The organism is Cellulomonas fimi, assembly GCF_028583725.1.
GTDB classification, from domain to species: Bacteria; Actinomycetota; Actinomycetes; order Actinomycetales; family Cellulomonadaceae; genus Cellulomonas; species Cellulomonas fimi_B.
In genome coordinates this window covers 2,631,186-2,653,653 of record NZ_CP110680.1, presented here as the reverse complement: position 1 = coordinate 2,653,653, position 22,468 = coordinate 2,631,186, and the positions used below count along the sequence as shown (strand labels likewise).

The window sequence follows — 22,468 nt, the reverse complement described above, 5'->3', positions numbered from 1 at the left end:
CGCCGCGGGTCCGGCCGCGCCACCCGCAGACTGGGGGCATGCCACCGCACCGCAGCTCGACCGCGTCCGCGCGGGCCGGCTCGGCGCGGCAGGCCACCGCGCAGCCGACGGCCCGGCCCCGCACGATCGACGTCGTCCCGCGGCCGCGCCCCGGGACGGCGGCGCCCCGGCGGGGCGGCGGGAGCCCGGTGCGCGGTGGCGGCGGCGGACGGCCCCCGCGCGGCGTCCGGACGGGCGCGCGGGCCAGGATGGCCTTCCTCACGGTCGTCGTGCTGCTCGTGCTCGCGGTCTTCACCGGCCGGCTCGTGTGGGTGCAGGGCATCCGGGGCGACGCGATCGCGGCGGAGGCGCGCGAGAAGCGCATGACCTCGTTCGAGGTGCTCGGCGCCCGCGGTGAGATCACCGACGCCGAGGGCCGACCGCTCGCGATGTCCGTGGAGCGCTACGACATCTCCGTCAACCAGCGTCAGGTCGGCGAGTTCACCAGCACCGGCACGCCCGAGGTCCCGGACGGTGCCGCGGGCGTCGCCGAGCGGCTCGCCCCGCTGCTCGGCAAGAGCCCCGCGGAGGTCGGCGGCATGCTCGTCGGCGACCGCCAGTTCCGCTACATCGCGAAGAACGTGGAGCCGTCGGTCGCGCGGGAGATCCGCGCGCTCAAGCTCCCGGGCATCCAGATCGACAAGGTCGCGGAGCGCGTGTACCCGAACGGCGACCTCGCGGGGAACGTCATCGGCTTCGTCAACTCCAGCGGGGTCGGACTCGAAGGGCTCGAGCGGTCGCTCGACGAGCGGCTCGCGGGATCCCCGGGCGAGGAGACGTACGAGCGCGGGCGCAAGGGCCAGCCGATCCCGGGCGGGTACTCGGCGGGCTCCCCGGCGCAGCAGGGCGACTCCGTGCAGCTGACGATCCTGTCGGACCTGCAGTTCAAGGCGCAGGAGGCGCTGTCGGCCGCGGTCGCCTCGACGGGGGCCGACGGCGGGACGGTCGTCGTGCTCGACACGCGCACCGGCGAGGTGCTCGCGCTGGCCGACTCGGGGTCGGTGGACCCGAACAACCCGGGCGACAGCACGGGTGGGTCGCTCGCGAGCTCGGTGTCGGACGTCTTCGAGCCGGGGTCGACGGGCAAGGTCATCACCATGGCCGCCGCGCTCGACGCGGGCCTCGTCACGCCGCTCACGCAGTTCGAGGTGCCGTACACGTACACCACGGAGAACGGCGAGACGTTCAAGGACTCGCACGAGCACGGCCTGCTGCGCCTGACCACGACCGGCGTGCTCGCCGAGTCGTCCAACACCGGCACCGTGATGATCGGGCAGAACCTCCCGCAGCAGACGCGGCACGACTACCTCGCCAAGTTCGGGTTCGGGTCGCGCACGGGCATCGAACTGCCCGGGGAGTCGCCCGGCATCCTGCGCTCGTGGGAGACGTGGGACAGCTGGGACCGCCGGTCCAAGCTCGCCGTCCTGTTCGGGCAGGCGGTGTCGGTGACCGCGCTGCAGGCGACGCAGGTGTTCGCGACGATCGCCAACGGCGGTGTCCGCGTGCAGCCGCACATCATCAAGGGCTGGACGGCGGCCGACGGCACCTACACGCCCGAGCCCGCGGCGCCGACCACGCAGGTCGTCTCGCCGCAGACCGCCGCGACGGTGCTCACGATGATGGAGAGCGTCGTCGACGACGGCACGGGTGGCAGCGCCGCGATCCCCGGTTACCGCGTGGCCGGCAAGACGGGCACGGCGCAGAACTGGGTGAGCGGCCACCAGGGGATCACGGCGTCGTTCATCGGCGTCGCACCGGTGGACTCGCCCCGCATCGCGGTGAGCGTGATCCTGCACAACCCGCGCACGTCCATCTACGGCGGCACGGTCGCGGCCCCCGTCTTCCGTGACGTCGCGGGCTTCGCCCTCGGCGAGCTCGGCGTGGCGCCGTCGGGCAGCCAGGCGCAGCTCTTCCCGACGACGTGGTGAGCGTTCTCACGGCGGCCCCTGACGCGGCGTGGTGGGGGTCCGGCCGGGGTAGATTCTCCCCATGACGTCCCCGGCCCGGATGCGCCCCCAGCATCCCGCGACTCACCGGGTGACCGACCTCGTCGACACGTTCGCGCTGGTCGCGGACGCGCTGGACCCCTCGCTCGTCACCACCGGTGTGACGGTCTCCAGCGCCGACGTCGCCCCCGGCGACCTGTTCGTGGCCGTCCCCGGCCTCAAGGTGCACGGCGCGACGTTCGCCCCGCAGGCGGTCGCCGCGGGCGCGGTCGCGGTCGTCACCGACGACGCCGGCGCCGCGCTCGTCGCCGACGCCGGTCTCGCCGTCCCCGTGCTGCGCACCGCCGACCCGCGGTCGCTGTCCGGCCCGCTGGCCGCGCACGTGCACGGGCGGCCGGGGGAGGACCTCGTGACGGTCGGCGTCACCGGCACCAACGGCAAGACCACCACGACGTACTTCGTCGACGCCGCGCTGCGCGCCGCGCACGCCGTCACGGCGGTGCTCGGCACCGTCGAGCTGCGGGTCGGCGACGAGGCGGTCGAGAGCCCGCGCACGACGGTCGAGGCGCCGGCGCTGCAGGCGATCCTGGCCCTCGCGCGTGAGCGCGGTGCGGGTGCCGTCGCGATGGAGGTGTCGTCGCACGCCCTCGCGCTGGGGCGCGTGCGCGGCCTGACGTTCGACGTGGTCGGCTTCACCAACCTGCAGCGCGACCACCTCGACTTCCACGGCGACATGGACGGGTACTTCCGCGACAAGGCGCGGCTGTTCGACCCGGAGCAGGCGCGTCGGGGCGTCGTGGTGGTCGACGACGAGTGGGGGCGTCGCCTCGCGCAGACGTCGCCGATCCCCGTCGAGACGGTCGCCACGCACGTCGACGACCCGCAGGGCGCGGACGCCGACTGGGCGGTCGTCTCCGCCGACATCGGTCTCGACGGGGTCGGGTCGTCCTTCGTCCTGCGTGGCCCGGACGGCACGCACCACGCGGCGGCGAGCCCGCTGCCGGGTCTCGTGAACGTCTCGAACGCGGCGCTCGCGATCGTGCTGGCGAGGGCGGCGGGCGTCGACCTGGACGTCGCGATCGAGGCCGTCGCGCACGCGCACGAGATCCCCGGGCGCATGGAGCGCGTGGTCGAGCGCGGCGACGGCTGGCCGCTGTGCCTCGTCGACTACGCGCACACGCCCGACGCGCTCGTGCTCGCGCTCGAGGCGGTGCGTCCCATCACCCCCGGCCGGCTGATCCTGGTCTTCGGCTCGGACGGCGACCGTGACCAGGGCAAGCGCCCGATCATGGGCCAGATCGCCGCCCGGCTCGCCGACGTGCTCGTCGTGACCGACGAGAACCCCCGCTCGGAGGACCCGGCGACGATCCGGGCCGCGATCCTCGACGGCGTGCGCGCCGAGCGTCCGTCCGGTGCCGACGTGCACGAGGCGACGAGCCGCGCCCAGGCCATCCGCGACGCCCTCGCCCTGGCGACCGACCAGGACACCGTGATCGTCACGGGCAAGGGCCACGAACCCACACAGGAGATCGCCGGCGTGTTCCACCGGTACAACGACCGTGACGTCTACCTCGCGGCCAAGGCCGAGCACTCGTCCGCACGGGCGGAGCAGCACGCGTGATCGCCCTCACGGCGGCCGAGATCGCGGCCGCGACGGGTGGCGTGCTGCGCCCCGGCGTCGACCCGGCGCTCGTCGTCGCGGGTCCCGTCGTCGTCGACTCGCGCGAGGTCGAGCCGGGCGGGCTGTTCGTCGCCCTCCCTGGCGAGCACGCCGACGGGCACGACTACGCGGCCACGGCGGTGGCCGCGGGTGCGGCGCTCGTGCTGGCCGCGCGCGAGGTCGCGGGCCCCGACGGGCAGCCGCTCCCGACGGTCGTCGTGCCCGACGTCGAGCGCGCGCTCGGCGACCTCGCGCGCGAGGTGCTCGTGCGGCTGCGCGCGGCGTCGCTCGAGCCCGGGTCGCCCGGGCTGCGCGTCGTCGGCGTCACCGGGTCGGTCGGCAAGACGACGACGAAGGACCTGCTCGCGCAGCTGTGCGGGAGCGCCGGCCCGACGGTCGCGCCCGTGCGCTCCTTCAACAACGAGATCGGGCTGCCCCTCACGGTCCTCAAGGCCGACGAGCACACGCGGTTCCTGGTCCTCGAGATGGGTGCCAGCGGCATCGGCCACCTCACCTACCTCACCGACATCGCACCGCCGGACGTCGCGGTCGTGCTGGTCGTCGGGCAGGCGCACCTCGGCGGGTTCGGCGGCATCGAGGCGGTCGCCCGCGCCAAGAGCGAGATCGTCCAGGGCCTGGTGCCCGACGGCGTCGCGGTGCTCAACGCCGACGACCTGCGCGTCGCGGCGATGGCCGACCTCGCCCCCGGCGACGTCGTGACGTTCGGCGCGTCGACCGGGGCGGACGTGCGGGCCCGCGACGTGGTCGTCGACCGCACCGGGCGCGCCCGGTTCACGCTCGAGGCGCCCGACGGCGACGGCGGCACCCGGTCGGTCCCGGTCGAGCTGCGGCTCGTCGGCGAGCACCACGTGCACAACGCGCTCGCCGCGGCCACGGCGGCCCTCGCGGTCGGCCTGACCCTCGACGAGGTCGCGGCCGGCCTCAGCGCCGCGGACGCCCTCAGCCCGCACCGGATGCACGTCGTGGAGCGTCCCGACGGCGTGACGGTCGTCGACGACTCGTACAACGCGAACCCCGACTCGATGCGTGCGGCGCTCAAGGCGCTCGCCGTGCTCGCGGGCCGGGACCGCCGCTCGGTCGCGGTGCTCGGCGAGATGCTCGAGCTCGGGGACGAGCACCGGGAGGCGCACGACGCGATCGGGCGGCTCGTCGTCCGGCTCAACGTCGGCCTGACGGTCGTCGTCGGCGAGGGTGCGCGGGCGATCCGCGACGGCGCGAACCACGAGGGGTCGTGGGGCGACGAGGTGCTGCTCGCCGACGACGTCGAGGCCGCCGCGCGCTTCCTCGAGGGCGAGCTGCGCCCCGGTGACGTCGTGCTGGTCAAGTCGTCGTACGGCGCCGGGCTGTGGCAGCTCGGCGACCAGCTCGTGGGCGAGGTCGCCCGGTGATCGCGGTCCTCATCGCCGGTGGGCTGTCCATGCTCATCGCGCTGCTCGGCACGCCGCTGTTCATCCGGTTCCTCGTCGCGCGCCAGTACGGCCAGTTCATCCGGCAGGACGGTCCGACCGCGCACTTCACGAAGCGCGGGACGCCCACCATGGGTGGCGTCGTCATCATCGGCGCGACGCTGCTGGGGTTCGCCGGCGCGCAGACGGTGACCGGCACGCTGCCGTCGGCGTCCGCCGTGCTCGTGCTCTTCCTCATGACGGGCCTCGGCGTCGTCGGGTTCCTCGACGACTACATCAAGATCTCCCGGCAGCGCAGCCTCGGGCTCAAGGCGCGCTGGAAGATCGTGGGGCAGGGCCTCGTCGGGATCACCTTCTCGGTCGCCGCGCTGCAGTTCCCGAACGAGAAGTTCCGCACGCCCGCGTCGACGCACATCTCGTTCATCCGGGACACGAACATCGACCTGGCGTTCGCGGGCGCGACCGTCGGGCTCATCCTCTTCGTCGTCTGGGCGAACTTCCTCATCACCGCCTGGTCGAACGCGGTCAACCTCACCGACGGCCTCGACGGGCTCGCGACCGGCGTCTCGCTCATCGTCTTCGGTGCGTACGTGGTCGTGGGGGTGTGGCAGAACAACCAGAGCTGCCAGAACCTCCTGACCGCCGGGCCGAGCTGCTACGAGACACGCGACCCGATGTCGCTCGCGGTCGTCGCCGCCGCGATCACGGGCGCGTGCTTCGGGTTCCTCTGGTGGAACGCCAGCCCCGCGAGGATCTTCATGGGCGACACCGGGTCGCTGGCCCTCGGCGGGGCGCTCGCCGGGCTCTCGATCCTGTCCCGCACCGAGATCCTCGCCGCGATCATCGGCGGCCTGTTCGTGCTGATCGTGCTCTCCGACGTCATCCAGATCGGCTTCTTCCGGCTCACCGGGAAACGCGTCTTCAAGATGGCGCCGCTGCACCACCACTTCGAGCTGTCCGGGTGGGGCGAGGTCACCATCGTCATCCGGTTCTGGCTCATCGCGGGGCTGTTCGTCGCACTCGGCGTCGGCATCTTCTATGCCGAGTGGGTGGCCGGCTAGGTGGCGGGCCCGGACCTGGAGGGCGCCCGCGTCGTCGTCGCCGGCATGGGGGTGTCGGGCCGCGCCGCGGCCGAGGTGCTCGCGTCGTGCGGTGCGCGTGTCGTCCCGGTGGACGACGCGGCCGGCGACGTCCTGTCGACCGACGAGCTGCTCGCGGGCGACGTGCTCGACCGGACCGATCTCGTCGTCGCGTCTCCCGGGCTCGCCCCGCACCACCCGCTGCTGCGCGCGGCGACCGAGCGGTCGGTGCCCGTGTGGAGCGAGGTCGAGCTCGCGTGGCAGGTGCGGGTCGCGACGGCCTCCGGCGCACCGGCGCCGTGGCTCGCGGTCACCGGGACCAACGGCAAGACGACGACCGTCGGGATGCTCGAGTCGGTCCTGCTGGCGGCGGGCCGTGCGACGGCCGCGGTCGGGAACGTCGGCACACCGGTCGTGCTCGCCGCGACCGACCCGTCGCTCGACGTGCTCGCGGTCGAGCTCTCGAGCTTCCAGCTCCACCACACGTACGCGATGTCCGCGCAGGCCGCCGCGGTGCTCAACGTCGCGCCCGACCACCTCGACTGGCACGGGTCGCTCGACGCGTACGCCGCCGCGAAGGGGCGGATCTACGAGCGCGCGCAGGTCGCGTGCGTCTACAACGCGGCCGACCCCGTGACGGAGCACCTGGTGCGCGAGGCCGACGTCGTCGACGGCTGCGTCGCCGTCGGCTTCACGACCGGGACGCCGAGCGTCGGACAGGTCGGACTCGTCGAGGACGTCCTCGTCGACCGCGGGTTCGCCCGGCTGCGCCACACGCACGCCGCCGAGCTCGGCACGCTCGCCGACCTGCACCGGCTCGCGGGCCCGGACGGCGCCGTCCCGCCGCACGTCGTCGCGGACGCCCTCGCGGCGGGCGCCCTCGCGCTCGCGCACGGCGTCGACCCCCAGGCGGTGCGCGACGGGCTGCGCGCCTACGCGCCCGGCGCGCACCGGATCGCGCCCGTCGGCGTCGTGGACGGCGTGGCCTACGTCGACGACTCCAAGGCGACGAACGCGCACGCGGCGGCCGCCTCGCTCGCGTCGTTCGCCCCCGGCAGCGTCGTGTGGGTCGCGGGCGGGCTCGCGAAGGGTGCGACGTTCGACGAGCTCGTCGCGAGCCGCCGCGACCGCCTGCGCGGCGTCGTGCTCGTCGGTGCCGACCGGGCCCCGCTGCGCGACGCGCTCGCCCGACACGCACCGGACGTCCCGGTCGTCGAGGTCGACCCCGGTGACACTGGGGCGGTGATGACCCTCGCCGTGCACGAGGCCCGACGGCTCGCGTCGGGCGCCCCCGCCGACGCGGTCACGGTGCTGCTCGCGCCCGCGTGCGCGTCGATGGACCAGTTCGCGTCGTACGCCGAGCGCGGCGACCGGTTCGCCGACGCCGTGCGCGCGCTGCGCGAGGAGGGGTGACCCGATGGCCGACACCGCCACCGCGACGGCCGAGCCGCGCGGCTCGGCGCTCGGGCAGTGGAACTCCGCCGTCACGAGCTACTACGTGCTGCTCGGCACGACGACCCTCCTGCTCGTCGTCGGCCTCGTCATGGTCCTGTCGAGCTCGAGCGTCGAGTCGCTCGACGAGGGCAACTCGCCGTACGCGGTGTTCCTCGACCAGGCCAAGTACGCGCTGATCGGCCTGCCCGCGCTCGTCGTGCTGTCGCGCGTGCCCGCGCGCGTCATGAAGGCCTTCGCGTGGCCCGTGCTGGGCGGCGCGATCGTGTTCCAGCTGCTCGTGTTCGTCCCCGGGCTGGGCTGCGGCGAGGGCGGCAACCGCAACTGGGTGTGCGTCGGCGGGATGTCCGCGCAGCCGTCCGAGGCGATCAAGCTGGCCCTCGCGGTGTGGCTCGGCGCGGTGCTCGCCCGCAAGCTGCCGCTCCTGCACGAGTGGAAGCACGCGCTCATCCCCGTGGTGCCGATCGCCGGCCTGGCGGTCCTCGTGGTCCTCGCGGGCCACGACCTCGGGACGGCGCTCGTCCTGCTCATGCTCGTCGCCGGCGCGCTCTTCGTCGCCGGGGTGCCGCTGCGCATGTTCGGGCTGGCCGCCGTCGCGGGCGCCGGCGTCGCCTTCCTGCTGACCGTCACGAGCCAGAACCGGACCGACCGCATCACCTCGTGGCTGTCCACCGAGGGGTGCGACGCGTCGAGCGCGTGCTACCAGACGCTGCACGGCGGCTGGGGCCTCGCGAGCGGCGGCTGGGGAGGTCTCGGGCTGGGGGAGAGCCGCGAGAAGTGGTCCTACCTGCCCGCGGCGCACAACGACTTCATCTTCGCGATCATCGGTGAGGAGCTGGGACTGATCGGCACGCTGCTCGTCCTCGGCCTGTTCGGCCTCATGGCGCTGGCGATGGTGCGCATCATCCGCCGCCACCCCGACCCGTTCGTCCAGATCACGACGGGCGCGGTGCTCTGCTGGATCATCGGTCAGGCGTTCGTCAACGTCGCGGTCGTCATCGGCCTCGCGCCCGTCATCGGCCTGCCGCTGCCGCTCGTGTCGGCGGGCGGCTCCGCGCTCATCATGACGATGGCCGCGCTCGGCGTCGTCATCTCGTTCGCGCGGTCCGAGCCCGGCGCGGCCGAGGCACTGGCCGCGCGGCCCTCCGTCGTGCGGCGCTCGCTCGCGGTCATCGGGAGGTCACGTGCCTGACGTGAACCCCGGTGCCGTGCTGCTGGCGGGCGGGGGCACCGCCGGGCACGTCAACCCGCTGCTCGCGGTCGCGGACGCGCTCGCCGCCCGACGGCCCGGCGTCGTGCTGCGCGTGCTCGGCACGGCAGAGGGCCTCGAGTCGACGCTCGTCCCGCAGCACGGGCTGACGCTCGACGTGGTCCCGCGCGTCCCGCTGCCGCGCCGGCCCACGCCGGACTACCTGCGCCTGCCCACGCGGCTGCGCGCCGCCGTCGACGCGGCGGGCGCGGCGATCGACGCCGTGGGCGCCGACGTGGTCGTCGGCTTCGGCGGCTACGTCGCGACGCCCGCCTACCTCGCGGCACGCCGCCGCGGTGTCCCCGTCGTCGTGCACGAGCAGAACGCGCGGCCCGGCCTCGCGAACCGGCTGGGCGCGCGCTGGGCGGCGGACGTCGCCGTCACGTTCCCGGGCACCGCGCTCCCGCACGCGCAGGTCACGGGGCTGCCGCTGCGCGCCGCCGTGGCGCGGCTCCTCGCCGACCGCACCGCCGACCCGGTCGGCACGCGGCGCGCGGCGGCCGACGTGCTCGGGCTCGACCCGGACCTGCCGACGCTGCTCGTGTCCGGCGGCTCGCTGGGCGCGGTGTCGGTCAACACCGCCGTCGCGGGCGCGGCGGCCGACCTGCTGGCCGACGGGGCGCAGGTGCTGCACCTCACCGGCCGCGGCAAGGCCGAGGCCGTGCGGACCGCGATCGAGGACGTGCCCGGCGCCGAGCGGTACCAGGTGCGCGAGTACCTGGCCGACATGCACCTCGCCCTGGCGGTGGCGGACCTGGCCGTCGGTCGCTCGGGCGCGGGCACCGTGTGCGAGCTGGCCGCGCTGGGCATCCCCGCCGTGTACGTCCCGCTGCCTGTCGGCAACGGCGAGCAGCGGCTCAACGCGGCCCCCGTCGTCGCGGCAGGGGGCGGGCTCCTGGTCGACGACGCCGCGCTCACGTCCGCGTGGGTCAGCACGCACGTCCCACGGCTGCTCGTCGGCGGCGACGCCGCCGCGACGCGCGAGCGCATGGCCGCCGCCGCGGCGTCCGTCGGCGTGCGCGACGCCGCGGACCGGGTCGCCGCGCTCGTCGAGCGCCACCTGCCGGGAGGGGCCGCGTGACGACGACCGTGGCCGAGCTGGGACGCGTGCACCTGGTCGGCGTGGGCGGTGCCGGCATGTCCGCGATCGCTGCGCTGCTCGCCGCGCGCGGCCTGGCGGTGAGCGGCTCGGACGCGGCCGACGGTCCGGCGCTGCCCGGGCTGCGCGCGGCGGGCGTGACGGTGCACGTCGGGCACGACGCGTCGCTCGTGACGGACGTCGACACGGTCGTCGTCTCCTCCGCGGTGCGGGAGTCGAACCCCGAGCTCGCCGCGGCCCGGGCCGCCGGGCTGCGGGTGCTGCACCGGTCCGAGGCGCTGGCCGCGCTCATGGCCGACCGGGACGCCGTCGCGGTCGCCGGGGCGCACGGCAAGACGACGACGTCGGCGATGGTCGCCACGGCGCTGCTGCACGCGGGCGCGGACCCGTCGTTCGCGATCGGCGGCACGGTCCTGACGGTCGACGGTCCGCTCGGCGGCGGCCGCAGCGGGAGCGGCCCGGCGTTCGTCGCCGAGGCCGACGAGTCCGACGGGTCCTTCCTCGCCTACGAGCCGCTCGTGGCGGTCGTGACGAACGTCGAGCCCGACCACCTGGACCACTACGGCTCGCGCGAGGCGTTCGAGGACGCCTTCGTCGCGTTCGCGCGGCGGATCCGGACGGGTGGCGTGCTCGTCGCGTGCGCCGACGACGAGGGCGCCGCCCGGCTCGCGTCCGCGGCGGCCGCGGAGCTCGCGGCGGCGTCGGTCACGGTCGTGACCTACGGCAGGTCGCCGGGCGCCGACGTGCGCGTCGGTGACCTGCGCGCCGACGGCGGCCGCTGGGCGGTCGAGCTCGCGACGGGCACGGCCGCCGTGACCGTGCGCCTCGCCGTCCCGGGCGACCACAACGCGCTGAACGCGGCGGCCGCGTGGGCTGCGGCGCGCGCGCTCGGTGCCGACCCGCTCGCCGTGGCGGACGGCCTCGGTGAGTTCCGCGGCACGGGTCGCCGGTTCGAGGACCGCGGCACGGCCGGCGGGGTGCGCGTGGTGGACGACTACGCGCACCACCCGACGGAGGTCGCCGCGCTGCTGCGCGCCGCGCGGTCGGTCGCCGGCGGCGGCCGCGTGCTCGTGCTCTTCCAGCCGCACCTCTTCTCGCGCACGCGCACGTTCGCGCGCGAGTTCGGGGCCGCGCTCGACCTGGCCGACGTCGTCGTCGTCACCGACGTGTACGCGGCGCGCGAGGACCCGGACCCGACCGTCACGGGTGCGCTCCTCGTGGACCACGTGCCCACCCCGGGTCGGGCGTCGTTCGTGCCCGACCGGCTCGATGCGGCCCGCGCGATCGCGTCCGCCGCCCGCCCGGGCGACCTGCTGCTCACGGTCGGTGCCGGCGACGTGACCGCGCTCGCACCGGTCGTGCTCGAGACGCTCCGTGCCCTGCCGTCGCCGGGAGGGGGACGGCCGTGAGCCCGTCGCGCCCGCCGAAGCCCCGCGTGGCGCCGACGCCCCGGCCGCGCGCGGTGCCGACGGCGCGGCCGGAGGGTCAGGACGGCGCGGCGGGACCGGCGACGCCGGCGACCGGACGCGCTCCCGGCGCGGGCCCGTCGACCGGGACGCGCGGGGCCGGCGCGCCGGGCCGTCCGTCGCGACCCGCGGACGGTTCGCCGGGGCGGCCGACGAGCGGTGCGAGCCGCGGTGCCGGTGCCGGTGCCGCACCTGCCACGCGGCCGCGCACGGCCGACGCGTCGGGGACGGGCGACTCGCCGGCGGCCTTCGGCCGCGCGGTCACCACGTACACCTCGGGCGGCCGGGGCCTCTCGGGCCGGGGTGGCCCGGTCGCGCCACCCGTGGTCTCGCCGAGCTCGGTCGCCCGCTTCGAGGAGCGCGCGCGGGCGCGCCGCTCCCGCTCGCGCCGCAAGGCCGCGGCCGTCGCCGGGGGAGCGGCGGCGGCAGGTGCTCTGGGGTGGCTGCTGCTGCTGTCCCCGGTGCTCGCGCTCGACCCGCAGGACGTCCGCGTCGAGGGTGCGGGCACCGTGGTCGCGGTGGACCAGGTGCTCGACGTCGTGGACGCCCACGCGGGGGTGCCGCTGCCGCGGCTCGACACGGTCGGGCTGCGCGACGAGGTGCTCGAGGTCCCGGGGGTGCGGGAGGCTCGCGTGACGCGGGGCTGGCCGCACGGGCTGCTGGTCGTGCTCGTGGCGCGCGAGCCGGTCGCGGCGGTGCCCGAGCCCGAGGCCGGCGGCTTCGCGCTGCTCGACATGGAGGGCGTGCAGGTCGGGCGGGTCGACGCGGCACCCGACGGGCTGCCGGTCGTCGACGTCCCCGTGGGCGACGCGCGCACGCTCTCGGCGGTGCTGACCGTGCTCGAGCAGCTCCCGGCCGACCTGCTGGCCCAGGTGCAGGGCGTGTCGGCGCGGACGCAGGACACCGTGACGATGCAGCTGCGCGACGGCGTGCGCGTCGACTGGGGCTCCGCGGCGGAGACGCCGCTCAAGATCGCGGTCCTCGCCACGCTCCGGTCGTCAGGTGCGGCGGCGGGGGCGACGGTGGTCGACGTGTCCGCGCCGCGGCTGCCGATCACCCGCTGAACTGCGCCGTCGGCACCGTGCGGACCCGACCGTCGCCGGGCCGACCCGGGCCTGAGCGCACAGGGCAGCGCCGGCGGTGCGCGTGGTCCCCGACGGGGTCTCCGGTCCGCGGGCAGGCGCCGGCGCCGGCGCGTCAGGAACAGGTCCGCAACACGTGCCGCGACACGCGGCGTGGTGCGTTGAACACGGCGCGTGCGGCACCTAGCGTCACGCACTGACAAGGCACCTGACATAACTCTAACCCTCAACCTGAACCTGAAGGTTGAATCCCGACCGCGGCGTGTCGCGGTCACCCTCGCGGGCAGCACCCCGCGACCGGCTCGGAACGAGAGGCACCCACCGTGGCAGCTCCGCAGAACTACCTGGCGGTCATCAAGGTCGTCGGCATCGGCGGCGGCGGCGTCAACGCCGTGAACCGCATGATCGAGGTCGGCCTCAAGGGTGTCGAGTTCATCGCCGTCAACACCGACGCCCAGGCCCTGCTCATGTCGGACGCCGACGTCAAGCTCGACGTCGGCCGCGAGCTCACGCGCGGTCTCGGCGCCGGCGCCGACCCCGAGGTCGGCAAGAAGGCGGCCGAGGACCACGCCGAGGAGATCGAGGACGTCCTGCGCGGCGCCGACATGGTCTTCGTGACGGCGGGCGAGGGCGGCGGCACGGGCACCGGCGGCGCGCCGGTCGTCGCGCGCATCGCCCGCTCGCTCGGCGCGCTGACCATCGGTGTCGTCACGCGCCCGTTCACGTTCGAGGGCCGCCGTCGCTCGGTCCAGGCCGACACCGGTATCGAGGCGCTGCGCGCCGAGGTCGACACGCTCATCGTCATCCCGAACGACCGCCTGCTGTCGATCTCCGACCGCAACGTGTCGGTCCTCGACGCGTTCCACTCCGCCGACCAGGTGCTGCTGTCCGGCGTGCAGGGCATCACCGACCTCATCACCACCCCGGGCCTCATCAACCTCGACTTCGCCGACGTGAAGTCCGTCATGCAGGGCGCCGGCTCGGCGCTCATGGGCATCGGCTTCGCGCGCGGCGAGGACCGTGCCGTGCAGGCCGCCGAGATGGCGATCTCGTCGCCGCTGCTCGAGGCGAGCATCGACGGCGCGCACGGCGTGCTGCTCTCCATCCAGGGCGGCTCCGACCTCGGCCTGTTCGAGATCAACGAGGCCGCGCGCCTCGTGCAGGAGGCCGCGCACCCCGAGGCCAACATCATCTTCGGTGCGGTCATCGACGACGCCCTGGGCGACGAGGTCCGCGTCACCGTCATCGCCGCGGGCTTCGACGGCGGCGGCCCCGTCGTGCGCCGCGACTCGCGCGCGCTCGGCCAGGTCAGCGGTGCGTCCGTCCGGTCGGTCCCGTCCGTCCCGTCGGTGCCCACGCCGCGTCCCGTCGTCGACCCCGAGGACGAAGTCCTGCCCGTCGGTGCGTACGGGCAGTCGCGCACCGTGCGCCCCGCGGCGCAGCCCGAGGTGCCCGCGTTCCTGTCCACCGAGGCCGAGCCCACTCCGATCACCGGCGCGCTCGAGGTGCCGCGCATCTTCACCGAGGACGCGCCGCGCCGCGAGCGCGAGGAGCTCGACGTCCCCGACTTCCTCAAGTAAGCGGTGCCGCGCGAGCTCGTCGTGCTCGCCGTGGATCTCGGCCCGGGCGTCCGGGCGGGGTTCACGACGCGAGCCGGCGGCGTGAGCCGCGCGCCGTACGACGCGCTCAACCTCGGTGCGGGCGTCGCGGACGACCCGGCCGCCGTGGCGGCGAACCGCGGGCTCGTCGCGCGGTGGGCCGGGGGACCGGTGGCGTACGGCACGCAGGTGCACGGGCGCGCGGTCGCGGTCGTGCTCGTCCCGGTCGGTGCGGCCGACCCGTTGGCGTCGGTCGGTGAGGTCGACGCGCTCGTCGGCGCGGGCCCGGGCGTCGCGGTCGGGGTCCTCGTCGCCGACTGCGTGCCCGTGCTGCTCGCCGACGCCCAGGCCGGGCTCGTCGCCGCCGTCCACGCGGGTCGGCGCGGGCTCGTCGCGGGCGTCGTCGAGGCGGCCGTCGAGGCGCTCGTGGACGCCGGTGCGGACCGCTCGCGGCTGCGGGCGGCGATCGGCCCGTCCATCGCCGGACCGTCCTACGAGGTGCCGGCGGAGCTGCGCGACGAGGTCGCCGCGGCCGTCCCGGAGACCGCGGCCACGACGTCGTGGGGCACGCCCGCGCTCGACCTGCCCGCGGGCGTCGCGGCGGTGCTGGGCCGCGTCGGCGTGGACGACGTGCAGCGCGTCGGGCGCGACACGTACACCGACCCCGACCTCTTCTCCTTCCGTCGTGACGGCACCACGGGACGGTTCGCCGGGGTCGTCCGGGCTCCGGGCTGACCAGCGCCGCGACCCGATCGGGCGAGACCGGCGCGTCGCGGGCGTGTCGCGGTGGCGCTCCGCGGACGCGTTGCTAGCGTGACCGTCGGAGGGAGCCCGTCGCTCCCGGTACCGGCATCCCCGGTCCCGGACGGCGGTACCGGGAAGGCCGGAGAGATCCGGGGAGGGAGCCACAGGCGATGGCCGGAGCGCTGCGCAAGACGATGCTGTACCTCGGTCTGGCCGACGACCGGTCCGAGCACGAGGAGTACCTCGAGGACCTCGACGGAGGGGACGTCGCCGTGGAGCACGAGTACGAGGCACAGGTCACGCCGCTGCACCGCCCGGTGCCGCGCACCCCCGCACCGGCGCCGGCCCCGGCCCCGGTCGCGCACGACCTGCGTCGCATCACCACGATCCACCCGCGCTCGTACAACGACGCGCGCAAGATCGGCGAGGCGTTCCGCGAGGGCACGCCGGTGATCATGAACCTGACGGACATGGACGACGCCGACGCCAAGCGCCTCGTCGACTTCTCCGCGGGCCTGATCTTCGGGCTGCACGGCGCGATCGAGCGCGTGACGAGCAAGGTCTTCCTGCTCTCGCCCGCGCACGTCGAGGTGGCCGGCGACGCGGCGGCCTCGGAGCAGCCGGCCGGGCGGTCCGGCTTCTACAACCAGAGCTGACGTGCGCCTGATCTTCAGCGTCCTGTACCTGGTCGTCCTCGCGTTCTTCCTGCTGCTCCTCGTGCGCCTCGTGCTGGACTGGGTCCAGTTCTTCGCGCGTGACTGGCGTCCGCGCGGTGTGGCCCTCGTCATCGCCGAGGCGACGTACACCGTGACGGACCCGCCGCTCAAGGCGCTGCGTCGGGTCCTCCCGCCCGTCGGGATCGGCTCGATCCGCCTCGACCTGGCCTTCTTCGTGCTGGTCCTCGGGTGCTCCCTGCTGATGGCGCTGCTGGGCAACCTGTCCGCATGATCGCGCGTTCCACGACGCACGGACGGACCGTGTCCGCACCGGTTCCACACGTGTGTCGGGGGACGTGCCCCCGCTGCAATCTCCGCTACGGTGGCCCGAGGCGGTCGGTCGACCGCCACGGCCCGACCGAGCTCGACCGACAGAGGTGACGACGATGGCACTGCTGACCGCAGACGACGTCCTGAACAAGAAGTTCCAGGCGACGAAGTTCCGCGAGGGGTACGACCAGGACGAGGTCGACGACTTCCTGGACGAGGTCGTCAACACCCTGCGCGAGCTGCAGAACGAGAACGAGGACCTCAAGACCAAGCTCGCCGCGGCCGAGCGCCGCATCGCCGAGCTGAGCCGGGCCGGCGCGCAGCAGGCCGCTCCCGCGCCCAAGCCGGAGCCGGTCCCCGAGCTCCAGAAGCCGCAGCCCGCCCCCGTGGTGGCCCCCGTCGCGCCGGTCGCCCCGCAGCGGCCGAGCGAGCCCGAGTCGGCGACCGGCATGCTCGCGCTCGCGCAGAAGCTGCACGACGACTACGTCCGCAGCGGCCAGGAGGAGAGCGACCGGCTCATCGGGGAGGCCAAGTCGCAGGCCAACCGCATCGTCCGCGAGGCGGAGGAGACGTCGCAGCGCACCCTCGGCCAGCTCGAGCAGGAGCGGTCGCTCCTCGAGCGCAAGATCGACGAGCTGCGCGTGTTCGAGCGCGACTACCGCACGCGACTGAAGAGCTACCTCGAGAACCTGCTCGGTGACCTCGACAACCGGGGCAACGCGCTCCCGCCGCGCTCCGGTCAGGTGCAGCCCGTCGGGGACGGCCAGAACATCTGACCCTCGACGGCGCCGGGCCGCGTCGTCACAGGTCAGGGCAGTACTCGCACGACACACCACGCCGGGGATTCACCCGGCGTGGTGTGTTGTCTCCGGACGTATCCACGCATAAAGTCGCGGGACTTGACGACTTGGGGGGGACCAGGACGTGGCAATCAACGACGCACTGAGCGACGTCGCCGTGGCGGCGGACACGAAGGATCTGGACGAGCGCGTGAAGCAGTTCCCCGTGCGCGACGGCGAGACGCCCTGGACGGCGGCCGAGGTCAAGGAGGTCGCGGACGAGCTGACCTCGGACATCGACCGCCTGACGGGTGAGCTCGCGGCGGCGGACGCGGAGCTCTCGGACCTGCTGCGCAACTCCGGCGACGGCGCCGGGGACGACCAGGCCGACTCCGGCTCGTCGGCGCTGGAGCGCGAGCAGGAGCTCACGCTCGTCAACAACACCCGCGACCTGCTCGCGCAGACGCAGCGCGCGCTCGGACGTATCTCGGCCGGCACGTTCGGCACGTGCGAGTCGTGCGGGCGTGCGATCGGCAAGGCGCGCGTGCAGGCGTTCCCGCGCGCGACGCTGTGCGTCGAGTGCAAGCAGCGGGAGGAGCGTCGCTGACGCGCCCGTAGACTCCTGCGGTGCCTTCCACGACTCCCGGACCCGACGCGGCCGAGACCACTCCCGCGCGTCGCCGGCGGCTCGTGACGACGCTGGTCGTCATCGCCGTCGCCGTCCTGCTCGTCGACCAGCTCACGAAGCAGTGGGCGCTCGCGTCGCTCGAGGAAGGCGTCCGGCACCCGCTCGTCGGTGACCTGCTCGGGCTGCAGCTCGTCTTCAACCCCGGGGCTGCGCTCGGCATCGCGACGGGCATGACCTGGGTGCTCACGCTCGTGGCGACCGTGGTGGTCGTGGTCGTCGTGCGCGCGTCCCGCCGGATCGGCTCGGCCATGTGGGCGGTGGCCCTCGGCCTGCTGCTCGGCGGTGCGGTCGGCAACCTGGTCGACCGCTTCGCGCGGGAGCCCGCGTTCGCCCGGGGCGAGGTCGTCGACTTCATCGCGTACGCGAACTGGTTCGTCGGCAACGTCGCCGACATCGCCATCGTCGTCGCGGCCGGCCTCATCGTGCTGCTCGCGGCGCGCGGCGTGCACCTGGACGGGACGCGCGACGGCGACGCCGCGCCCGACGCGGACCCCGACCCCGCGGACGACGCGACCGGCGACCGCGCGGACACCCCGGCGGAGCGTCCCGGTGCCTGAGGTCCGCGCCCTGCCCGTGCCGGACGGCCTCGCGGGCGAGCGCGTCGACGCCGCGCTGTCCCGCATGCTCGGCCTCTCGCGGACCCGGGCGGCGGAGATCGCCGCGGGCGGCGGTGTCCGCGTCGACGGCCGCTCGGTCGGCAAGTCGGACCGGCTCGTCGCGGGTGGCTGGCTCGAGGTGGAGATCCCCGACCCGCAAGGACCGTCGACGCCGGCGGTCGTGCCGGAGCCGGTCCCGGGCATGCGGATCGTGCACGACGACGACGAGGTCGTGGTCGTCGACAAGCCGGTCGGCGTCGCCGCGCACCCGTCGCCGGGCTGGACGGGGCCGACGGTGGTCGGCGCGCTCGCCGCGGCGGGCTACCGCATCTCGACGTCGGGGGCGGCCGAGCGGCAGGGTGTCGTGCACCGGCTCGACGTCGGGACGTCGGGGCTCATGGTCGTCGCGAAGAGCGAGCGTGCGTACACGGTGCTCAAGCGGGCGTTCAAGGAGCGCACGGTCGAGAAGGTGTACCACGCGCTCGTGCAAGGCCACCCGGAGCCGACGACGGGCACGATCGACGCCCCGATCGGGCGGCACCCGTCGGCGGACTGGAAGTTCGCGGTCGTCGCGGACGGCAAGCCGTCGGTGACGCACTACGAGGTGCTCGAGATGCTGCCGTCGGCGTCGCTCGTCGAGGTGCACCTGGAGACCGGCCGGACGCACCAGATCCGCGTGCACTTCGCGGCCCTGCGGCACCCCTGCGTGGGCGACCTGACGTACGGCGCGGACCCGACGCTCGCGGCGCGCACGGGGCTGTCCCGGCAGTGGCTGCACGCGGTGCGGCTGGGGTTCGAGCACCCGGCGACGGGGGACTGGCTGGAGGTCACCAGCACCTACCCCGACGACCTCGCGCACGCGCTCGAGACGCTCGGCGCGGGCTACCGCTGACGGCGCGCCGCGGGCTCCGCGAAGGCGCTCCGAGCCGACTCGCAGCGGGTCGCCCGGCGTGTCGCGCACGCCACCTCCGACACGGCCGTCGGGCGTCCGGAGGTGTCGGCGGGGCCACCTAGGATGGCCCGCATGGCATCTGCTGGAGGCTCCGACTTCGTCCACCTCCACGTGCACACCGAGTACTCGATGCTCGACGGCGCGGCCCGTCTGACCGAGCTGTTCGCGGAGGTCGAGCGGCAGGGCCAGACGGCGATCGCGACCACGGACCACGGCTACCTCTTCGGCGCGTTCGACTTCTGGTCGAAGGGCACGGCGGCGGGCATCAAGCCCATCATCGGCGTCGAGGCGTACGTCACGCCGGGGACCAGCCGGTTCGACCAGACGCGCGTGCGGTTCGGCCAGCAGGGCCAGGAGGCCGACGACGTGTCGGCGCGCGGCGCGTACACGCACATGACGATGCTGGCGCGGAACAACGAGGGCTTGCACAACCTGTTCCGCGCGTCGTCGCTCGCGTCGCTCGAGGGCCAGATGGGCAAGTGGCCGCGCATGGACCGCGACCTGCTGGAGACGTACGGCAAGGGACTGATCGCCACGACGGGCTGCCCGTCGGGGGAGATCCAGACCCGTCTGCGCCTGGGCCAGTGGGACGAGGCGGTCCGGGTGGCCGGCGAGCTGCAGGACATCTTCGGCAAGGAGTTCTTCTACGTCGAGCTGATGGACCACGGGATCGACATCGAGACCCGCGTCCTCAAGGACCTGCTGCGGCTGTCGGAGACGATCGGTGCGCCGCTCGTCGCGACGAACGACCTGCACTACACGCGCCAGGAGGACTCGGCGTCGCAGGAGGCGCTGCTCGCGATCAACTCGGGCTCGACGCTCTCGGACCCGGACCGGTTCAAGTTCGACGGCGACGGCTACTACGTGAAGTCCGCGGCGGAGATGCGGCGCATCTGGGCGGAGCTGCCCGAGGCGTGCGACAACACGCTGCGCATCGCGGAGCAGTGCGAGGTCTCGTTCAACACCTCGGCCAACTACATGCCGAACTACCCGGTCCCCGCCGGCGAGGACGAGACGAGCTGGTTCGTCAAGGAGGTCGAGAAGGGCCTCCACCACCGGTACCCCGGCGGGATCCCGGACGAGGTGCGCAAGCAGGCGGCGTACGAGACCGAGGTCATCACGCAGATGGGCTTCCCGGGGTACTTCCTCGTGGTCGCCGACTTCATCAACTGGGCGAAGGACCACGGCATCCGGGTGGGTCCGGGACGTGGTTCCGGTGCGGGCTCGATGGCGGCGTACGCCATGAAGATCACGGACCTCGACCCGCTGCAGCACGGCCTGATCTTCGAGCGGTTCCTCAACCCCGACCGCGTCTCGATGCCCGACTTCGACGTCGACTTCGACGAGCGCCGGCGCGGCGAGGTCATCCGGTACGTGACGGAGAAGTACGGCGAGGACCGCGTCGCGCAGATCGTCACGTACGGCACGATCAAGGCCAAGCAGGCCCTCAAGGACTCGGCGCGGCTCCTCGGCATGCCGTTCGCGATGGGGGAGAAGCTCACCAAGGCGATGCCGCCCGCGATCATGGGCAAGGACATCAGCCTCACGGGCATCTTCGACCCCGCGGACAAGCGGTACCACGAGGCCGAGGAGTTCCGTCAGGTCCACGCCGCCGACCCGGACGCGCAGCGCGTCGTCGAGCTCGCGAAGGGCATCGAGGGCCTGAAGCGGCAGTGGGGCGTGCACGCGGCGGGCGTGATCATGTCGTCCGACCCGCTCATCGACATCATCCCGATCATGCGGCGCCCGCAGGACGGCGCGGTCATCACGCAGTTCGACTACCCCACCTGTGAGGGCCTCGGCCTGATCAAGATGGACTTCCTGGGGCTGCGCAACCTCACGATCCTCGACGACGCGCTCGACAACATCGTCGCGAACGGCAAGGACCCGGTCGTGCTCGAGGAGCTCGAGCTCACCGACCGCAAGACGTACGAGATGCTCGGCCGCGGCGACACCCTGGGCGTGTTCCAGCTCGACGGCGGCGGCATGCGGACCCTGCTGCGCCTCATGCGCCCCGACAACTTCGAGGACATCTCGGCCGTCGGCGCGCTGTACCGCCCGGGCCCGATGGGCGCGAACTCGCACACCAACTACGCGCTGCGCAAGAACGGCGCGCAGGAGGTCACGCCGATCCACCCCGAGCTGGCCGAGCCGCTCGAGGACATCCTCGGCACGACGTACGGCCTGATCGTGTACCAGGAGCAGGTCATGGCGATCGCCCAGCGCGTCGCCGGGTACTCGCTCGGACAGGCCGACATCCTGCGCCGCGCGATGGGCAAGAAGAAGAAGTCCGAGCTGGACAAGCAGTTCGAGGGCTTCTCCGCGGGCATGCAGGAGCGCGGCTTCTCGATGGCCGCGGTGCAGACGCTGTGGGACATCCTGCTGCCGTTCTCGGACTACGCGTTCAACAAGGCGCACTCGGCCGCGTACGGCGTGGTGTCGTACTGGACCGCCTACCTCAAGGCGAACTACCCGGTCGAGTACATGGCCGCGCTGCTCACGTCCGTCAAGGACGACAAGGACAAGTCGGCGCTGTACCTCGGCGAGTGCCGCCACATGGGCATCACGGTCCTGCCGCCCGACGTGAACTCGTCGGCCGCGAACTTCACGGCCGTCGGCGCGGACATCCGCTTCGGCCTCACGGCGGTCCGCAACGTCGGCGCGAACGTCGTCGAGGCGATCGTGCGGACGCGCGAGGAGAAGGGCGCGTTCACGTCGTTCACCGACTTCCTGGAGAAGGTGCCGGCGGTCGTCTGCAACAAGCGGACCATCGAGTCGCTCATCAAGGCCGGTGCGTTCGACTCGCTCGGCCACCCGCGCCGCGCGCTGCTGCTCGTGCACGAGCAGGCGGTCGACTCGGTCATCGGCGTGAAGCGCAAGGAGGCGGAGGGCCAGTTCGACCTGTTCGCCGACCTCATGGGCGGGGACGACGCCGGCCCGGGCTTCGCGGTGGCGATCCCCGACCTGCCCGACTGGGACAAGAAGCAACGGCTCGCGTTCGAGCGCGAGATGCTCGGCCTCTACGTCTCAGACCACCCCTTGTCGGGCATCGAGCACGTGCTCGCCGCCTCGGCGGACGTGTCGATCGCGACCCTGCTGGCGGACGAGGCGCGGCCGGACGGGTCGACGGTGGTGATCGCGGGGCTCGTGACGTCGCTCCAGCGCAAGATGTCGAAGCAGGGCAACCCGTGGGCGGCCGTGACGATCGAGGACATGGAGGGCTCGGTCGAGATCATGTTCTTCGGCGAGACGTACCTCGCGTACTCGACGGTGCTCGCCGAGGACGCGGTCGTCGTCGTGAAGGGCCGGGTGCGGCGCCGCGACGAGTCGATGTCGCTGCAGGCGATGGAGGTGTCGCTGCCCGACGTGTCGCAGGTCGCGGACGCGCCCGTCGTCGTCTCCCTCGCCGTCGCGCGCTGCACGCAACCGCTGGTCGAGCGGCTGCGCGAGGTGCTGTCGACACATCCGGGCATCACGGAGGTGCACCTGCGGCTCACGAGTCCCGGCCGGGCCACGGTGATGCGGCTCGGCGACGGGCTGCGCGTCGAGCGCTCGCCGTCGCTGTTCGGGGACCTCAAGGCGCTGCTCGGGCCGAGCTGCCTGTCCGCCTGATCAGGACCCCCCCG

The 22,468-nt window shown here is 74.0% G+C and carries 18 protein-coding genes; all 18 read left to right on the top strand.

What is annotated here, in order from left to right; all coding sequences use genetic code 11:
- Positions 1–38: 38 nt before the first annotated feature.
- The 18 genes from OOT42_RS12000 (at position 39) to dnaE (ending at position 22,454) form a co-directional block, all read left to right on the top strand.
- On the top strand, positions 39–1,967 hold the full coding sequence (locus OOT42_RS12000) for a peptidoglycan D,D-transpeptidase FtsI family protein (protein ID WP_273651440.1): 1,929 nt from the start codon (positions 39–41) through the stop codon (positions 1,965–1,967).
- Positions 1,968–2,028: 61 nt separating this feature from the next.
- Positions 2,029–3,606: a UDP-N-acetylmuramoyl-L-alanyl-D-glutamate--2,6-diaminopimelate ligase gene (locus OOT42_RS11995; RefSeq protein ID WP_273651439.1), complete on the top strand. Its 1,578-nt coding sequence runs from the start codon at positions 2,029–2,031 to the stop codon at positions 3,604–3,606.
- Complete coding sequence (locus OOT42_RS11990; protein WP_273651438.1) at positions 3,603–5,054, top strand: UDP-N-acetylmuramoyl-tripeptide--D-alanyl-D-alanine ligase; 1,452 nt, start codon at positions 3,603–3,605, stop codon at positions 5,052–5,054. The genes OOT42_RS11995 and OOT42_RS11990 overlap by 4 nt, the downstream gene beginning before the upstream one ends.
- Positions 5,051–6,133, top strand: a complete 1,083-nt coding sequence (mraY, locus tag OOT42_RS11985) for a phospho-N-acetylmuramoyl-pentapeptide-transferase (RefSeq protein WP_273651437.1) — start codon at positions 5,051–5,053, stop codon at positions 6,131–6,133. Before OOT42_RS11990 ends, mraY begins: the two co-directional genes overlap by 4 nt.
- Before the next feature lie 45 nt (positions 6,134–6,178).
- Complete coding sequence (murD, locus tag OOT42_RS11980) at positions 6,179–7,564, top strand: UDP-N-acetylmuramoyl-L-alanine--D-glutamate ligase (protein ID WP_423776012.1); 1,386 nt, start codon at positions 6,179–6,181, stop codon at positions 7,562–7,564.
- Between the two features lie 4 nt (positions 7,565–7,568).
- Positions 7,569–8,795, top strand: coding sequence for a putative lipid II flippase FtsW (gene ftsW / locus OOT42_RS11975; protein ID WP_273651435.1), 1,227 nt, complete (start codon positions 7,569–7,571; stop codon positions 8,793–8,795).
- On the top strand, positions 8,788–9,933 hold the full coding sequence (murG, locus tag OOT42_RS11970; protein ID WP_273651434.1) for an undecaprenyldiphospho-muramoylpentapeptide beta-N-acetylglucosaminyltransferase: 1,146 nt from the start codon (positions 8,788–8,790) through the stop codon (positions 9,931–9,933). Before ftsW ends, murG begins: the two co-directional genes overlap by 8 nt.
- A gap of 56 nt (positions 9,934–9,989) precedes the next feature.
- On the top strand, positions 9,990–11,360 hold the full coding sequence (murC, locus tag OOT42_RS11965) for a UDP-N-acetylmuramate--L-alanine ligase (protein ID WP_273654831.1): 1,371 nt from the start codon (positions 9,990–9,992) through the stop codon (positions 11,358–11,360).
- Between the two features lie 380 nt (positions 11,361–11,740).
- Positions 11,741–12,481, top strand: coding sequence for a cell division protein FtsQ/DivIB (locus tag OOT42_RS11960; RefSeq protein WP_273651433.1), 741 nt, complete (start codon positions 11,741–11,743; stop codon positions 12,479–12,481).
- Between the two features lie 341 nt (positions 12,482–12,822).
- Entirely contained in the window at positions 12,823–14,079 is a 1,257-nt protein-coding gene (gene ftsZ / locus OOT42_RS11955) for a cell division protein FtsZ (RefSeq protein ID WP_162351742.1), read from the top strand.
- A 3-nt stretch (positions 14,080–14,082) separates the two neighbouring features.
- Entirely contained in the window at positions 14,083–14,832 is a 750-nt protein-coding gene (locus OOT42_RS11950) for a polyphenol oxidase family protein (RefSeq protein ID WP_273651432.1), read from the top strand.
- Positions 14,833–15,011: 179 nt separating this feature from the next.
- Positions 15,012–15,497 carry a cell division protein SepF gene (locus tag OOT42_RS11945; protein ID WP_273651431.1) on the top strand — a complete coding sequence of 162 codons (486 nt, stop codon included), beginning with the start codon at positions 15,012–15,014 and terminating at the stop codon, positions 15,495–15,497.
- A 1-nt stretch (position 15,498) separates the two neighbouring features.
- Positions 15,499–15,789 (top strand): YggT family protein, encoded by a 291-nt coding sequence (locus OOT42_RS11940; protein WP_273651430.1) that lies wholly within the window; start codon positions 15,499–15,501, stop codon positions 15,787–15,789.
- A gap of 154 nt (positions 15,790–15,943) precedes the next feature.
- Positions 15,944–16,603, top strand: coding sequence for a DivIVA domain-containing protein (locus tag OOT42_RS11935; RefSeq protein ID WP_273651429.1), 660 nt, complete (start codon positions 15,944–15,946; stop codon positions 16,601–16,603).
- A 148-nt stretch (positions 16,604–16,751) separates the two neighbouring features.
- A complete protein-coding gene (locus tag OOT42_RS11930) occupies positions 16,752–17,213 on the top strand; it encodes a TraR/DksA family transcriptional regulator (RefSeq protein ID WP_162351747.1) in 462 nt (153 codons plus the stop codon).
- A 20-nt stretch (positions 17,214–17,233) separates the two neighbouring features.
- Positions 17,234–17,851, top strand: coding sequence for a signal peptidase II (gene lspA / locus OOT42_RS11925; protein ID WP_273651428.1), 618 nt, complete (start codon positions 17,234–17,236; stop codon positions 17,849–17,851).
- Positions 17,844–18,782: an RluA family pseudouridine synthase gene (locus tag OOT42_RS11920; RefSeq protein ID WP_273651427.1), complete on the top strand. Its 939-nt coding sequence runs from the start codon at positions 17,844–17,846 to the stop codon at positions 18,780–18,782. Before lspA ends, OOT42_RS11920 begins: the two co-directional genes overlap by 8 nt.
- A gap of 132 nt (positions 18,783–18,914) precedes the next feature.
- Positions 18,915–22,454 (top strand): DNA polymerase III subunit alpha, encoded by a 3,540-nt coding sequence (gene dnaE / locus OOT42_RS11915; protein WP_273651426.1) that lies wholly within the window; start codon positions 18,915–18,917, stop codon positions 22,452–22,454.
- The last annotated feature ends 14 nt before the right edge of the window (positions 22,455–22,468 follow it).

Bases quoted from the DNA above. Each gene is read 5' to 3' on its own strand.
- OOT42_RS12000 (WP_273651440.1), top strand. From the start codon at position 39: ATGCCACCGCACCGCAGCTCGACCGCGTCCGCGCGGGCCGGCTCGGCG.
- OOT42_RS11995 (WP_273651439.1), top strand. From the start codon at position 2,029: ATGACGTCCCCGGCCCGGATGCGCCCCCAGCATCCCGCGACTCACCGG.
- murD (WP_423776012.1), top strand. From the start codon at position 6,179: ATGGGGGTGTCGGGCCGCGCCGCGGCCGAGGTGCTCGCGTCGTGCGGT.
- ftsW (WP_273651435.1), top strand. From the start codon at position 7,569: ATGGCCGACACCGCCACCGCGACGGCCGAGCCGCGCGGCTCGGCGCTC.
- murC (WP_273654831.1), top strand. From the start codon at position 9,990: ATGTCCGCGATCGCTGCGCTGCTCGCCGCGCGCGGCCTGGCGGTGAGC.
- OOT42_RS11945 (WP_273651431.1), top strand. From the start codon at position 15,012: ATGGCCGGAGCGCTGCGCAAGACGATGCTGTACCTCGGTCTGGCCGAC.
- OOT42_RS11935 (WP_273651429.1), top strand. From the start codon at position 15,944: ATGGCACTGCTGACCGCAGACGACGTCCTGAACAAGAAGTTCCAGGCG.
- dnaE (WP_273651426.1), top strand. From the start codon at position 18,915: ATGGCATCTGCTGGAGGCTCCGACTTCGTCCACCTCCACGTGCACACC.